Annotated in this window: 10 protein-coding genes; 3 read left to right on the forward strand and 7 right to left on the reverse strand. The window is 70.3% G+C overall.

Annotation, left to right across the window (positions count from 1 at the left end):
* Positions 1 to 30: 30 nt before the first annotated feature.
* From ACFYY7_RS06485 to ACFYY7_RS06495, 3 genes are all read left to right on the forward strand, one after another.
* Complete coding sequence (locus ACFYY7_RS06485; protein ID WP_376630192.1) at positions 31 to 1,305, forward strand: HRDC domain-containing protein; 1,275 nt, start codon at positions 31 to 33, stop codon at positions 1,303 to 1,305.
* Between the two features lie 273 nt (positions 1,306 to 1,578).
* Positions 1,579 to 2,799: a thiolase family protein gene (locus tag ACFYY7_RS06490; RefSeq protein ID WP_388657823.1), complete on the forward strand. Its 1,221-nt coding sequence runs from the start codon at positions 1,579 to 1,581 to the stop codon at positions 2,797 to 2,799.
* Entirely contained in the window at positions 2,796 to 4,925 is a 2,130-nt protein-coding gene (locus ACFYY7_RS06495) for a 3-hydroxyacyl-CoA dehydrogenase NAD-binding domain-containing protein (RefSeq protein ID WP_388657826.1), read from the forward strand. The genes ACFYY7_RS06490 and ACFYY7_RS06495 overlap by 4 nt, the downstream gene beginning before the upstream one ends.
* A 97-nt stretch (positions 4,926 to 5,022) precedes the next feature.
* On the opposite strand, the gene ACFYY7_RS06500 is transcribed toward ACFYY7_RS06495, so the two are convergent.
* From ACFYY7_RS06500 to ACFYY7_RS06530, 7 genes are all read right to left on the reverse strand, one after another.
* On the reverse strand, positions 5,023 to 5,586 hold the full coding sequence (locus ACFYY7_RS06500) for a hypothetical protein (RefSeq protein WP_388657827.1): 564 nt from the start codon (positions 5,584 to 5,586) through the stop codon (positions 5,023 to 5,025).
* Complete coding sequence (locus ACFYY7_RS06505; protein WP_388657830.1) at positions 5,583 to 6,137, reverse strand: hypothetical protein; 555 nt, start codon at positions 6,135 to 6,137, stop codon at positions 5,583 to 5,585. Before ACFYY7_RS06505 ends, ACFYY7_RS06500 begins: the two co-directional genes overlap by 4 nt.
* 76 nt (positions 6,138 to 6,213) lie before the next feature.
* Positions 6,214 to 7,503: a phosphodiester glycosidase family protein gene (locus tag ACFYY7_RS06510; RefSeq protein WP_388657832.1), complete on the reverse strand. Its 1,290-nt coding sequence runs from the start codon at positions 7,501 to 7,503 to the stop codon at positions 6,214 to 6,216.
* On the reverse strand, positions 7,500 to 8,243 hold the full coding sequence (locus ACFYY7_RS06515; RefSeq protein WP_388657835.1) for an Ig-like domain-containing protein: 744 nt from the start codon (positions 8,241 to 8,243) through the stop codon (positions 7,500 to 7,502). Before ACFYY7_RS06515 ends, ACFYY7_RS06510 begins: the two co-directional genes overlap by 4 nt.
* A gap of 13 nt (positions 8,244 to 8,256) precedes the next feature.
* Positions 8,257 to 9,060, reverse strand: coding sequence for a rhamnogalacturonan acetylesterase (locus ACFYY7_RS06520; protein ID WP_388657838.1), 804 nt, complete (start codon positions 9,058 to 9,060; stop codon positions 8,257 to 8,259).
* Complete coding sequence (locus ACFYY7_RS06525) at positions 9,050 to 13,603, reverse strand: glycosyltransferase (RefSeq protein WP_388657840.1); 4,554 nt, start codon at positions 13,601 to 13,603, stop codon at positions 9,050 to 9,052. Before ACFYY7_RS06525 ends, ACFYY7_RS06520 begins: the two co-directional genes overlap by 11 nt.
* A complete protein-coding gene (locus ACFYY7_RS06530) occupies positions 13,600 to 14,892 on the reverse strand; it encodes a CDP-alcohol phosphatidyltransferase family protein (protein WP_388657843.1) in 1,293 nt (430 codons plus the stop codon). The genes ACFYY7_RS06525 and ACFYY7_RS06530 overlap by 4 nt, the downstream gene beginning before the upstream one ends.
* Positions 14,893 to 14,951 lie beyond the last annotated feature (59 nt).

Consider the following 14,951-nt stretch of genomic DNA (forward strand, 5'->3'; position numbering starts at 1 on the left):
GCGCCGTACATACACAGATACCCTTGACACGTGACCGACGCCCAAGAGACCGCAGCAGACACTTCACTGCGAACCACCGGGGGCGCTCCCCCGGACGACGTCGCCCCGGCGCCGATCCCCTTGCTCGAACCTCGCGAGGGCATTCCCCCGGTGGTGGCATCCGACGACGCCCTCGCCCAGGTGATCGCAGCCTTCGCGGCCGGCTCCGGACCGGTGGCCGTCGACGCCGAGCGCGCCTCCGGCTACCGCTACGGCCAGCGCGCCTACCTCGTACAGCTGCGCCGTGACGGGGCGGGCAGCGCCCTGATCGACCCCGTCGGCTGCCCCGACCTGTCGGGGCTCGGCGAGGCCCTGAGCGGCAGCGAGTGGATCCTGCACGCCGCCACCCAGGACCTGCCGTGTCTGCGCGAAATAGGGATGACCCCCACCGGGCTCTTCGACACGGAGCTGGCCGGGCGGCTGGCCGGCTTCCCGCGCGTCGGCCTCGGCGCCATGGTCGAGAGCGTGCTCGGCTACTCGCTGGAGAAGGGCCACTCCGCCGTCGACTGGTCCACCCGCCCGCTGCCCGACCCCTGGCTGCGCTACGCGGCGCTCGACGTCGAGCTGCTGATCGATCTGCGCAACTCCCTGGAGGAGGAGCTCGACCGGCAGGGCAAGCTGGAATGGGCCCGCGAGGAGTTCGACTCGATCGCCTCCGCGCCGCCCGCTCCCCCGCGCAAGGACCCCTGGCGCCGCACGTCCGGCATGCACAAGGTCCGCCGTCGTCGCCAGATGGCGGTGGTACGGGAGCTGTGGACGGCGCGCGACCAGGTCGCCCGGCGCCGTGACATCTCGCCGGGCAAGGTGCTGGGCGACGCAGCGATCGTCGAGGCGGCGCTCGCGCTCCCGCCGAACGTCCAGGCGCTGACCGCGCTGCCCGGGTTCGGCCACCGCATGGGGCGCCGACAGCTGGAGCAGTGGCAGGCGGCCGTCGACCGGGCCAAGGCGCTGCCGGACACCGAGCTCCCGCAGCCCGGCCAGACCCTCGCCGGCCCGCCGCCGCCGCGCGCGTGGGCGGACAAGGACCCCGCCGCGGCGGCCCGGCTCTCGGCCGCCCGCGCCGCGGTGTCCGAGCTCGCCGAGCGGCTGCACATGCCGCAGGAGAACCTGATCACCCCGGACACGGTGCGCCGGGTCTGCTGGGAGCCGCCCAAGCACCTGACGCCGGACGCGGTCGAGACCGCGCTCGCCGGGTACGGGGCGCGCCGCTGGCAGATCGAGCAGGTGGCCCCGCTGCTGGTCCGCGCGCTGGCGTCGGCGGCCTGAGCGGCCGTCACCGAGGGACGTAATCGCGCCAGGTTGCGCGGGCCGCGGCCACGTCGTGTTCCCGATCGCCGGACGGGGCTGGATCCAGCCCCGTCCGGCGATCGGCGTATCGGGCCGGAACGGCTCCCGCACCCGGCCCCGCCGTATGTGACCTTCGCCGCTCCCGCCGCAAGGGGTGGGCAGTCTGGTTACCCGCAAGTAGCATGATGGTGGCGGCGCGCTTCCGGGCGTGCCGCGCAGCAGTGCCATCCCGCACCCTGGAGGAGAGCCACCGTGCCTCGTACCATCCGGGACGTCGTCTTCGTCGACGGCGTCCGCACCCCGTTCGGCAAAGCGGGCCCGAAGGGCATCTACCACGAGACCCGCGCCGACGATCTCGTCGTGAAGGCCATCCGGGAGCTGCTGCGCCGCAACCCGGACCTGGACCCCGCGCGGATCGACGAGGTCGCCATCGCCGCGACCACCCAGATCGGCGACCAGGGCCTGACGCTGGGCCGTACCGCCGGAATCCTGGCCGGGCTGCCGCAGTCCGTGCCCGGTTACTCCATCGACCGCATGTGCGCCGGCGCCCTGACCGCCGTCACCTCGACGGCCGGCTCCATCGCCTTCGGCGCGTACGACGTCGTCGTCGCCGGTGGTGTCGAGCACATGGGCCGCCACCCGATGGGCGAGGGCGTGGACCCGAACCCGCGCTTCGTGTCGGAGAAGCTGGTCGACGAGTCCGCCCTGTTCATGGGCATGACCGCGGAGAACCTGCACGACAGGTACCCGCAGATCACCAAGGGCCGTGCCGACGAGTACGCGGTCCGCTCGCAGGAGAAGGCCGCCAAGGCGTACGCCAACGGCAAGATCCAGCAGGACCTGGTGCCGATCTCGGTGCGCCGCACCAACGCCGAGGCCGGCGAGACCGGCTGGGGCCTGGTCACCGCCGACGAGCCGATGCGCCCGGGTACCACCCTGGAGTCGCTCGCCGGTCTGAAGACCCCGTTCCGTGCCCACGGCAGGGTCACCGCCGGTAACGCCGCCGGTCTCAACGACGGCGCCACCGCCTCCCTGCTCGCCGCCGAGGACGTCGCCCGCGAGCTGGGCCTCCCGGTGAAGATGCGCCTGGTCTCTTACGCCTTCGCGGGCGTCGAGCCGGAGGTCATGGGCTACGGCCCGATCCCGTCGACCGAGAAGGCCCTGGCCAAGGCCGGGCTGACCATCGACGACATCGGTCTGTTCGAGATCAATGAGGCGTTCGCCGTCCAGGTGCTCGCCTTCCTCGACCACTACGGCATCGCCGACGACGACACGCGCGTCAACCAGTACGGCGGCGCCATCGCCTACGGTCACCCGCTGGCCTCCTCCGGTGTGCGTCTGATGACGCAGCTGGCCCGCCAGTTCGAGGAGCAGCCGGAGGTCCGCTACGGCCTGACGACGATGTGCGTCGGCTTCGGCATGGGCGCCACGGTCGTCTGGGAGAACCCGAACTTCAACGGAGGCAACAAGTGAGCTCCACCACTGAGCTTCTGAAGGGTGCGGCCGAGCTGTTCCCCGGCGAGGTCGTCACCCAGGCGCACGTACGCCACCTGGACCTTCCGGCCGGTGCGGGCCGCTTCGCCCTCATCACGCTGGACAACGGCCTGGACCACACCAAGCCGACCACCTTCGGACCGCAGTCGCTGGCGAACCTGAACGCCGCCGTCGACCAGGTCGAGAAGGAGGCCGCCGAGGGTGCGATCACCGGTATCGGCATCACCGGCAAGCCGTTCATCTTCGCGGTCGGCGCCGACCTCAAGGGCGTCGAGCTGCTGAAGAACCACGCCGACGCGCTCGCCATCGGCAAGGGCGGCCACGACGTGTTCCGGCGCCTGTCCTCGCTCGCGGTCCCGACGTTCGCGTACTACAACGGCGCGGCAATGGGCGGCGGTGTCGAGGTCGGTCTGCACTGCACGTACCGCACCGTCTCCAAGGCGCTGCCCGCCTTCTCGCTGCCCGAGGTCTTCCTCGGTCTGGTTCCGGGCTGGGGCGGCTGCGCGCTGCTTCCCAACCTGATCGGTGCCGACCGCGCGGTCTCGGTCATCATCGAGAACTCGCTGAACCAGAACCGTCAGCTCAAGGGCAAGCAGGTCTTCGAGCTCGGGATCGCCGACGCTCTCTTCGAGGGCGCGGACTTCCTGGAGCAGTCGCTGATCTGGACCGCGAACGTGCTGAACGGCACGGTCACGGTGGAGCGTCCCGAGGTCGACCGCGGTGACGCCTGGGACCAGGCCGTCGCGCGGGGCAAGGCGATCGCCGACTCCAAGGTGCACGGCGCCGCCCCGGCCGCGTACCGCGCGCTGGAGATCATCGCGGCGGCGAAGGACGGCGACCTGGGCGCCGGCTTCGACGCCGAGGACCAGGCCCTCGCGGACCTGATCATGGGCGGCGAGCTGCGCTCCGGGATCTACTCCTTCAACCTGGTCCAGAAGCGCGCCAAGCGCCCGGCCGGTGCCCCGGACAAGAGCCTGGCCCGCCCGGTCACCAAGGTCGGCGTCGTGGGTGCCGGTCTGATGGCCTCGCAGCTGGCGCTGCTGTTCCTGCGCCGCCTGGAGGTGCCGGTCGTGCTGACCGACATCGACCAGGAGCGGGTCGACAAGGGTGTGGGCTACGTCCACGCCGAGATCGAGAAGCTGCTCGGCAAGGGCCGGATCAACCAGGACAAGGCCAACCGCCTCAAGGCCCTGGTCTCCGGTGTGCTGGACAAGGCGGAGGGCTTCTCCGACGCCGACTTCATCATCGAGGCCGTCTTCGAGGAGATCGGCGTCAAGCAGCAGGTGTTCGCGGAGGTCGAGGCGGTCGCCCCGGCGCACGCGATCCTCGCCACCAACACCTCGTCCCTCTCGGTCACCGAGATGGCGTCGAAGCTGAAGCACCCCGAGCGGGTCGTCGGCTTCCACTTCTTCAACCCGGTCGCGATCCTGCCGCTGCTGGAGATCGTCCGCGGCGAGCAGACCGACGACGCCTCGCTGGCCACGGCGTTCGGTGTGGCGCGGAAGCTGAAGAAGACCGCGGTGCTGGTGAAGGACGCCCCGGCGTTCGTCGTCAACCGCATCCTCACCCGCTTCATGGGCGAGATCCAGAACGTCATCGACGAGGGCACCCCGGTCGAGACCGCGGAGAAGGCCATCGAGCCGCTCGGCCTGCCGATGTCCCCGCTGGTCCTCCTGGAGCTGGTCGGCCCGGCCATCGGTCTGCATGTCTCGGAGACCCTGAACCGCGCCTTCCCGGGCCGGTTCACCGTCTCGGAGAACCTGGCCGCGGTCGTCAAGGCCGGCAAGCGCGGCTTCTACGTCTACGACTCCGGGAAGCCGGAGCTGGACCCGGAGGTCGCCGCGCTCCTGAAGCAGGGCGATGTCGTCCTGACCGAGGAGCAGGTCCGCGACCGAGTCCTGGACGCGGTGGCGCAGGAGATCGGTCTGATGCTGGACGAGGGCGTCGTCGCCGAGGCCCAGGACATCGACCTGTGCCTGATCACCGGCGCGGGCTGGCCCTTCCACCTGGGCGGCATCACGCCGTACCTGGACCGTGAGGGCGTCTCGGAGCGGGTGAACGGCAAGAAGTTCCTCGCGCAGGGCGTGGCGAGCGTTCCGGCGTAACGCCGGGTCGGCATCGACGGGCGGGCCGTACGGGAATCTCCCGTACGGCCCGTTTCGCTTACGCCGGCTCGCCGGACGGGCGTCGGGCCCGACGCCCCTACGCCACCACCGACAACGGCGGCGAGGGCAGGCCGAAGTGGCGGGCGAGTATCCCCAGGGTCACCGCGCCGTCCTCGTTGAAGCCCGGCTCCGTCGCGTAGCGGGGCGTGTCCCGGCCCACGATGCCCGCCGCCAGGAGCTCCGGGAGCAGGTGGTCGGACATCGCACCGCCCCGCCGCGACTCCCTGCGGGCACCCACGTTGAGATACAGCTGCTCGAAGCCGCCGCGGTGGTAGGAGAACTGGAACGGGTGCTCGGGGCAGTGCGGAACCGAGTAGTTCTGCCCATGCGGGCATTCGCACGCCGGTGTGGACGCCAGGAACACGGTCTCCGCCTCGTCGCCCACCAGCTCCACGAAGCGGTAGCCCGTGATGTCCCTGGCCAGGTCCAGCGCGTCCTGCCCACAGGGCACCGCACCGGCGTCCTGCAGCACCCACCCCCAGCCCCCGTCCTCGCCGACGGCCCGGATCCGCTGCCCGGCATCCGCCAGGATCCGGTGCAGCAGACCGGCCTCCATGCCCCGGCAGAACGTGGCGTACGTGCCGGGCGGCAGCAGGCTCATGCCGCCACCCCCGCGGCCAGCGGCGGTGACGGCAGACCGAAGGCGGCGGCTATCGCCCGCACCAGGCGGTCGTCGTCGTCGTAGTGGTGGTCGAAGCAGTCGTGCTCGTCGTCCTCCGCCAGCCGGCAGTACGCGTCCGGGCCTATCAGCCCGGCGGCCAGCAGCTCGGCCGAGAGGTGGTCGGGGTTGTCCCCGACCCGCTGGCCCAGGTCCTCGAAGCTGAAGTGCAGCACGCACCGACCGTCCCGGTAGTACGTGAAGTCGGGCGCGTGGGCCTTGGCGCTGCACGGCTCCACCATGAACACCACCGCCTCGGCCCCGTCCCGGCACAGCGGCCGGTAGTCCACGGAGTCGAAGTCGTCGATCTCCGGGGCGAAGCTGTCGTGCACCGCCCAGGTCCATCCGCCGGCAGCCCCCGTCTCCAGCATTTCGCGCCGCAGCGCGGCGAGCCCTGCGGCGGCGGAGTCGGCGGGCAGCCCGCGGACGAAGACGAGATTCACCTCGTGGCCCGGGTACGTCTCCCCGAGCCGACTGTCGATCCAACTCTTCATACAGGCACCCTAGATGCCGCCACTGACAGCCCGGCGGCCGCGATGTTCCCCTTCTCCGCCCGAGCGTGCGCGTCCGTCAGCGTTCCGTCTCCCGGACGACCAGCGCGTCGGCCACGGCGCGTTCCTGTACCGGCGCTCCCTGAGCACCCCTGGGCCGGTTGTGGAGCCGCCCGTTCACCACCATCGTGCTGGAGCCGCCGCCGTCGAGGTTGAGTGCGTCCACCGCCCCCAGCTCGCGCATCAGCGCCGCCGCCTCCCGCAGTGTGACGCCCGCGCTGTCCGGGCCACGGCCGTCGAAGACGGCGAGGAGCAGCGTGCCGTCCGCCTCGATGCCGACGACCGTACGGGGCTGGCGCTCGGTCGATGTGTCGCCGGTGAACCCGTTGGCCGCTCCGTTGATCCAGGTCTCTCCCCCGCGCAGCAGCGCGGGGCCCGCGCCCAGCATGGACGCTCCCGGGGCGAGGACCTCGTGCCCGCTGCTGTCCGTCACGCTCGTCCGCCGGCCCAACGGCAGCCCGTGACGTGCGTGCGTCCGCAGCCAGTCGGCGCCCTCCCCGACCCCGGTGAGGGTGGAGCCGGTCCGGGGGATCTCCCCGCCCGCTGGGCTGCGGAGCGCCGTCACCCGCCCGTCCGCGTCGAGCACGGCCTCCGCGCTGCCGGGTGCGCCGGGTGGTGTACGCGCGCCCCAGTCGGGGGTGAAGGCGACGATCTCGCTGTCGTCCAGGCAGAGCTGGTTGTGCCGGGGCCGCTGCTCCGGCAGCCCCGTACTGGCCAGCCGGTCCCCGCCCGTGCCTCCGCAGCCGACGATTCTTCCCGGCGCCCGGTTCACCCCGTCCAGCTCGCGCACCGCTCCGTCCGGCGCGGTCAGCCACATCTCGGAACGCACTTCGTCGATGCGTGGCCGCTCTCCGGGGCCGGGCAGGATGAGCGCGGTGCGTCCGTTCGCCGCCTCGCTGAGCAGTCGGCCGTCGATGGCCAGAACGCCCAGCGGATCTCCCGGGTAGCCGCTGGAGACGGCGGACCCCGCGGTGTCGAAGAAGGAGCCGTTCACCGCGGCCACGGTTCGTGCGCGCCGCGCCGTCCGGCCGACGGTCTCGGTGGTCGCGAGATGGTCGCCGGCGTCCGGCTTCACCGTGACCCGGGCGGACGGCCGCACGGTCACCGTGCTGATGAGGACCCGTGCCCCGTCCGTCAGCCGTCGGGTGATCCGCTCCGCCGCCACCCCGCAGCACCCGTCGGCCGACGGGGACGAGCGCGGCAGGTCGTCGCGCCGGGAGGGACCTCGGCCGGTGCACCCGGCGGCCGTCACCCCCAGGACCAGCAGGACCGCGCACCAGCGCACGAGGCGGTCCCGGTGCGGTCTCACGGTGCCGGTGCCCAGCCTCCGAGCACGCCGGGCGTCGCGCCGAGGTCTCCGACGTGAACGGTCACCCGGCCCGAGACCAGGCGGCCGCCGCCGGCGTCCAGCACGTAGTCGAACCAGTCGTAGCCCAGATGGCCGTTGAACGGGTGGTACGTCACCGCTCCGTCCACCTCGACGCTCGTCACCCCGTGCCGGGCGGGTCCGACCCCGACCAGCCTGACGTCCTCGCCCATCCCGGCGGTGAGGTTGGTCAGCACTCCGCGGTGTCCGGGCACCACCGTCATGCTCAGTCCCTGCGGGGGCAGCGGGGCGACCCGGAAGCCGTGGTTCTTCAGGGAGAACGTGGTGGAGGTGAGACCCTTCCCGCCGTCGGCGATGATGCCCGCCCGCAGGACGGGGACGAGGAACGCGTCGGGTGCGACGTGCCGGTTCACCTGGAGCGTGAACCTGGCGACACGCTCGACGCCGGGGCCCGTCGATGTCGCGTACCGGTCACCCGAGGGCAGCAGGCTCATTCCGGCCATGTTCTCGATGGTGGCGACCTTGTCGAACGAATCGGCCATGAGATACCCGTAGTAGCGGGTGCCGTCGCCCTGCGGAGTGAGGATCCATTCGAAGTCGATCCGGCTGCCGGGCCCGACGGGCAGCCGGGGATCCGCGGAGGACCGCAGCTCCATGTGCGCCACGATCGAGGGGTTGTCCTGCTGGACGCTGCGCATTCCGGTGAGGGTGAAGGTGCTCATGATCGTCCGACTCTCAGTTCGAGCCCAGCGTGCGTGACCTGGTCAGTTCGGCGTGTGTCTCCTCGTCGAGCCAGCTCACCCACTCCGGAGGAAAGTCCGCGCGGTCGAGGTTGACGGCCCAGTGCGGTGGCACGATCCGCTGCTCCACCAGCGCGTAGGCGACATAGCGCGCGCACGCGATGGCCCCCTCCGGCGTCATGTGGCCGGGGTCGTGGAACCCCTCCGCGTAGTTCGGGTGTTCCCCCGGCTCCAGGTGGATGAAGAAGGGGCGCACGCCTTCCGGACCCAGCCCCTCCCACCAGCCGTGGGTCTGGTCGTAGAGGTTGACGTAGGGGACGCTGCACTCGGCCGCGAGGTCGCGCATCGCCATCACGTACTCCGTGATGCTCCTCGGCAGGTTGCCGTGCACATCGTGGGTGTCCCGTTCCGGCGGGCTGATCAGCACCGGATGGGCATTGCGTTCGCGCGCGCCGTCGACGAACTTCCGCAGGTGGTGCGGGAAGTCGCCGTACGCCTCCGTACGGAGCCACTCCTCCGGCTTGGCGTCGTTGATGCCGAACGAGGTGAACAGGTAGTCCCCGGGACGGATGTTCTGGAGGATCCAGTCGAGCCTGCCCCGCTCGCTGAACGTGCGGGCGCTCGCTCCGGCCCGTGCGCAGTTGACGATCTCCACCTCCTGCGAGCTGAGGAAGAAGTGGAGCACCTGGCCCCAGCCCGTCATCGGCGCCTTGCTCGCTTCCCGCGTCACCGCGGCGGAGTCGCCCGCGAGGAAGATCCGGCGGGGCCTGCCCTGCTCGGGATTCCAGTCAGACAGCACGGTCCCACCCGTTCTCGTACGTTCCCCGGCCGGCCATGTCCAAAGCCGCCGCGCCGGCGTCCGGTACGCCGCGAATGTCGTCGTCCCGGTGCGCGCGGGTGGCGGGCAGGGCGGCGACGGGGCCGGAGGGACCGAGGTCGGCGGCGCTCGCCGTTCCCAGGGCGTCGATCGCCTCGTGGACACGCTCGGAGTTGCCCTCGCCGCGATGCGCGAAGAAGTGTTCCGCGCGCTCGCGGTACGGGCTCTCGACGGTGAAGCCCCTGGCCATCGAGGCGATGATCTCGTCCACGGCCTGGTCGACGGTGCGGCAGACCGGGCCGAAGCCGTGCTCCGTCAGGTTGAAGTAGCCCCGCTTGTAGTGCCGTCCGTAGAAGTCCTCCTCGTCGAAGGGCACATGGACGAGCGGAATCCCCATGTAGGCCACGTCGAAGAAGACGGAGGAGTAGTCCGTGACCATGAGGGAGCACTCCTTCATGGCTTCCTGGACGTTGCGCGTACCGGGGTCGGCGACCTCGATCGCGGGCGAGTCGATCCGGAAGTTGTGCAGGTAGGGCCGGATCTCGTAGTGCGGGAAGAACTCCAGGTCGACGCCGAAGTGCTCCAGGGCCGCGGCGAGCCGCCGGTCGGAGAGCAGCGACCGGTAGAACCGGAAGTACTCGGACTGGGTGAAGGCGGTCTTGGCCGGGCCCGCGGACTTCTTGTAGGAGGCCGTGACGATCCACTGCCGCCAGGTCGGCATGAGCAGGATGCGCGGACGCTCCCCCGGCTCCCGCCGCAGCGCGTCGAACCTGGGCAGGCCCGCCAGCACCGCGCGGTCGCCGAAGCCGGCCTCCTCCGCCAGGTAGGCGCGCTCCTGACGGCCGGTGGTCACGATCATGTCGTAACTGGTGATCCGCTGGTCCACACCGGAGGTCACGTCGTTGTAGATGATCCCGTGCTGGAGGAAGACCCGCTGGTACTTCAGCAGCTCGCCGAAGCGGTGCAGGAAGAGCACCTTCCGGTAGCCCTCGGGCAGCAGGTACGACTCGGAGTCGTACGAGCCGATCAGCTTGGTCGCGTGCAGCAGATACATCCGGTGCTTGAACGAACCGAGCTTGATCACCCGGCCGTAGGGGGCGACCTTCTTGTAGTCGGGGGAGTTCCCGTCGATGACGTAGTACGCCTTGCGGCGCTTGCGGTGGGTCCGCATCCACTTGAAGAAGTGGTACGAGTTGTCCTGGGCCGTGTCCGACCGCTCGCCGATGAGCCAGATCTCACGGGAGTTGAGGAACGGGTACGTGAGCCAGTAGGCGAGTCGCATGCGCCAGCCCGGGTTGCGGGTCTTGAGGATGCGTATCTCGCGGGCCGTCCGCCACAGGGCGTGCTTCGCCCGCGCGACGGGCTTCCGGTCGATCAGCCGCAGGTGCAGCGCGTCCTGGCCGCCGATGGTCAGCATGTAGGGGTGGCCGGCGATCCGGCCGGGGCCCTTGAGCCGGTGCAGCGGAAGGCGCGCCTTCATGACGACGTTGCGCTGCCGCGAGCGGTCCACGCGGTGCACCCGGAGCCGGAAGTCACCGACCCCGAATCCGCCGCGCGTCAGGTCCTTGACCGGGACCTCCGCGTACCAGCCGGCGTACAGGTCGCGGCCGTTGCGGGTGTTCCAGAGGTCGCGGCGGGCGACCTGGCGCAGCGGTACGACGACCTTGGCGTGCGCGGTCTGGTAGACGAACTCCAGTTCGTTCACCATGGCGCCGCTGATGTCCATGCCGGGGAAGGCCAGACAGCCCTCCACGACCAGCACGTCGCCCCGGGTACGGACCGACTCGACGACGACGTTGGGGTCGTTGACGCGGGCGGTCCGGGTGTTCTGAGTGCCGCCCGGGAAGGTCCGGTAAAAGCCGTCGTCGTCGATCTCCAGCGCCAGCGGGGCGTTCTCCAGCGCCGGTTCCGGGTTGCAGAAGAGCTCGAAGTTCCCGCTCTTCGCCGCGTAGTGGTCGAGCTGCTGGGCGGGGTTGGTGGCGTATTCGAGGATGACCTCGTCGGGTATCTGCGCGTAGTGGCGGCAGATGCCCGGGAACATCTCCTCCAGCTGCGTCCGGCCCATGACGTTACGGGCGTTGCACAGGAAGCCCTTGTAGGTGCGGGTCACATAGCGCTGGAACATGTGCCGGATGTCGGCCCGCTCGGCGGCGGTGTAGTCCAGCAGGAAGTGGTTGAGCCGCAGGTGGTCCCGGTAGTTCGCCGGCTTGCTCCACAGCGAGTCCATGATGGAGGACCCGTCGGGGCGCCCGCGGTAGTAGTACACCGGGCGGTCGACCAGGCTGATGGCGTTGGCCCGCAGCATGCTCGGCAGGGTCACCCAGGAGTCCTCGAAGTGGACCCCTTCGCCGAAGCGCACCCCGAGCCGGCGCAGCAGCTGGGTGCTGAACAGCTTGTTGCACGCGGATCCGCTGAAGATCAGGTCGGGTACGGAGGCGAAGTCGTCGATGACACGGTCGCCCTTGCCGAAGTACTGCTTCCACGGGCCGTAGGGCCGGTCGGGGAAGTTCACCAGGTCGCCCACGACCAGCTCGGAGCCGTCCCGCCAGGCCGCCTGGAGCATGTGCGACAGGGCCCGCTCGCCGAGGATGTCGTCGGAGTCGAGGAAGGTGACATACGGCGCGGTGACCCGGTCCAGGCCGTTGTTCCGGGCGTTTCCGAGTCCGCCGTTGGTCTGGTGGACGACCGTGACGTTGGCGTAGTACTGCGCGAAGTTGTCGAGGATCCGGGGCGTCTCGTCGGTGGCGCCGTCGTCCACCAGGATGACCTGGGTGGCGGCGAAGCCCTCCTGGGCCGCGATCGAGCCGAGGCAGTCGTCCAGGTACTTGGCCACGTTGTAGCAGGGCACGACGACGGCCATCTCGAAGGGATGGTCCAGGCGGGAGATCGGAGGGTGGATCCGGCCGCGCCACCACATCCACGGCGCGTCGGGGTCGTTCTGCGCGGACTCGAAGGACTTGCGGCCCGCCGTGGCGGCCCGCAGCGCGAGGTTGCCGCTGATCGTGCGGTAGCCCTCCAGCTCCTCCCCGTTCGCCAGGAAGGTCAGCCCGGAGAGGTCCACGTCGCGCACGTTGAGCGGGGAGCGGGACCTGGCCCGGTTCCACTCGACGACGACCGACACGTTCCAGACCGTGCTCTCGGAGAAATCGTCGCCGAGGACGGCGGGCAGGTCGACGGTGCCGCCGAAGCCGACGAACCGTTCGTCGATGTCGACGCCGTCGACCGGGACGGTGACGTCCTTCTTCGTGTGGCGGTTGCGTACGGCCAGGGTCAGCTTGAGGTCGTGTCCGGGCTCGATCCGCCCGAAGCGGTTGACCAGCCTGCCCTCGAACCGGAGCTTCCCGTCGTCCACGGACCACTCGTCGAGCTGGGCGAAGAGCGGTTCCTGGGCGAGCTTGGCCGCCGAGAGGCCGAGCTCCGTCACATCGAGCATGCGCCGGGCGTCCGGCAGGTGCAGATGGTCGCCCGACCAGTACACCCGGCCGTCCTCCTCCACGAGGAAGGACGACAGCACGCTCTTGCGCTGCACGTAGTCGAGCGTGGTGAGCGCGGCCTCGGTCTCCTGGTACATGACGAGGTAGGCCCTGACCCGGTCGACCGGGTCGCACAGCTCGAACGCCTCGTCGCTGATGGAGAAGAGGTAGTTGCTCGCGATCTCGGCGAACCCCTGCTGGAACTCCGGGTCGCCCTCCGCGAGCGCCCGCATGTACAGGCGCAGGTCGTGGGCGAGGAACTTGGAGTCCTTGCGGACCTTGAGCTGCCACAGTCCGCGGTCGAGGAGGAACGCGTCGGTGGCGCGGTGCACCGCGACCCGGTCGCTGATGGAGCGCAGCTCGCCCGTGCGGCCGGTGATCGATCCGCCCTCGGGTTCCCACATCCACCGGTAGACGGGGTCGGTGATGACGGTGATCCCGTCGGCGAGGCAGCCCGCCACGGTGGAGAAGTACGTGTCCTCGTAGAAGACGCCCTCGGGGAACCAGACCCCGCCCGAGCGCAGGAAGTCCACCCGGTACAGCTTCGCCGCCGCGATCGGGTCGGCCAGCATCAGCGGGAACTCCGCCAGGCCGGGCACGGTGCGCGCCAGCGCGTACACCTCGGGGGCCCAGCCCTCGCTCTCGCCGGTGGCCCGGTTGACCCGGACGGCCTTGCCCGCGGTGATGTCGCTGCCGCTCTCCAGCGCACCGGCCAGCAGCAGCTCGCAGGCACGGGGCGGCAGCTCGTCGTCGGCGTCGAGGAACATCACGTACCGGCCGGCGGCCTGCGCGATGCCCAGGTTGCGGGGCGCGCCGACGCCGCCGCTGTTGGTGGGCCGGCGCAGCACGCGGACGCGGCCGTTGGTCCCGGCGAAGTTCTTCACGACGTCGAGGGTGTTGTCCGTGGAGGCGTCGTCGACGACGACGACCTCGACCAGCTCGTACGTCTGGTTGACGGCGGACTGGAGCGCCTTGCCGATCGTCGTGGCCGCGTTGTACGCGGGGATGACCACCGTGACCCAGACGTCGGGTGTGTCCTGCTCGTGGTTCATCCGACGCCCTCACGATCGCCCGGGTACCCGTGGTTCGGTGGCATGGCACCGGGGGCGCCGTACACCGGCCGGCCCTGCGCCTGCTGGTCGTACCCCTGCGTCCGGACCTGCTGGTACGCCTGTGTCATCTGCTGGTACGCGGGCGTCGGCAGCTGCTGGAACGCCTGCGTCGGCTGCTGGTCCGGGGACGGCTGGTCCGGTGCCCCGTACGAGGTGTAGGGCTCGGGGTACGGCTGGAATCCGGGGTCCTCGTAGGCGGGCGGCGTCTGGAACTCCGGGGCGGAGAGCGGGTCGCCCTGCACACCGCGGCGGTGCCGGCCCCGGTGGAGGTGGGGGGCGATGGAGCCCGCGCCGGACGGCGGCTCGGCCAGCTCGGCCATCACATGGGTGAAGTCGCGGGTGGAGAGCCAGAACTTGTACATGATGATCAGCTCGAAGATCCCCAGCAGGACCGCGGAGATCACCGTGGTCAGGAGGATCTGGCCGATCAGCGGTCCGACGATGAAGACGAACATCTGGAACTCGATGCCGCTGATGAGGTGCGGCCTGATCCGGCTGCGCAGCAGCGCCTGCCGCACCCGCAGGTACCAGGGGAAGCGGTGACGGAACTGGGCGTGCAGGTCCACGACGTGTCCGGCGCCGCCCGCCTGTTCCTTGAGCAGCTCCGCCTCGGCCTCGGGGTTCTCCCGCAGCAGGTCCTCCATGAACCGGATCTGCTGCGCCTCGGGCTCCGCCGGGCCCTCGGCGGCGGCCGCGCGTTCGGCCTCCTGGCGTTCCCGGGTGACCTTCTCGATCTTTGTCCGCATCGACATGCGCATCTTGTAGATCTGGAGCGCGTCGACGTACCGGAGCATGTCGAGGAAGACGACCATCAGCGCGGCGAGCAGAAACCTTTCATCACCGTTGCGCAGGTACTGCCCGCCCATCAGGGCGAGGGCACAGAAGAGCACTCTGATGCGGTCGAAGACATAGTCGAGCCAGCCGCCGAAGACGGTGCCGTTGCCCTTGAGCCTCGCGAGCTTTCCGTCGATGCAGTCGAGGATGAAGCTCAGGTGGTAGAGCGCCGCCCCGATGATCAGGGACTGGATGTCGCCCTTGAGGAAGAACCCGGCGGAACCGAGTCCGACGAACAGCGCCGCCCACGTCACACGGTTCGGCGTGATGAAGTTGAACCGCGCCATCACGATGAGCATCCGCGTGGCCACGGGATCGACCAGGATCACCGTCCACCAGGCGTCACGCTTCTTGCAGGTGAGCTTCTGGACGGCACGCAAGGACAGCTTGGCCATAACCCCTCAGTCACGAGAACGAAAGCGGCAGGCCCCCGTCGATCCATACACGGTCAGGG

The sequence above is a fragment of the Streptomyces sp. NPDC001933 genome (assembly GCF_042890955.1).
In the GTDB taxonomy this organism is placed as follows: Bacteria; Actinomycetota; Actinomycetes; order Streptomycetales; family Streptomycetaceae; genus Streptomyces.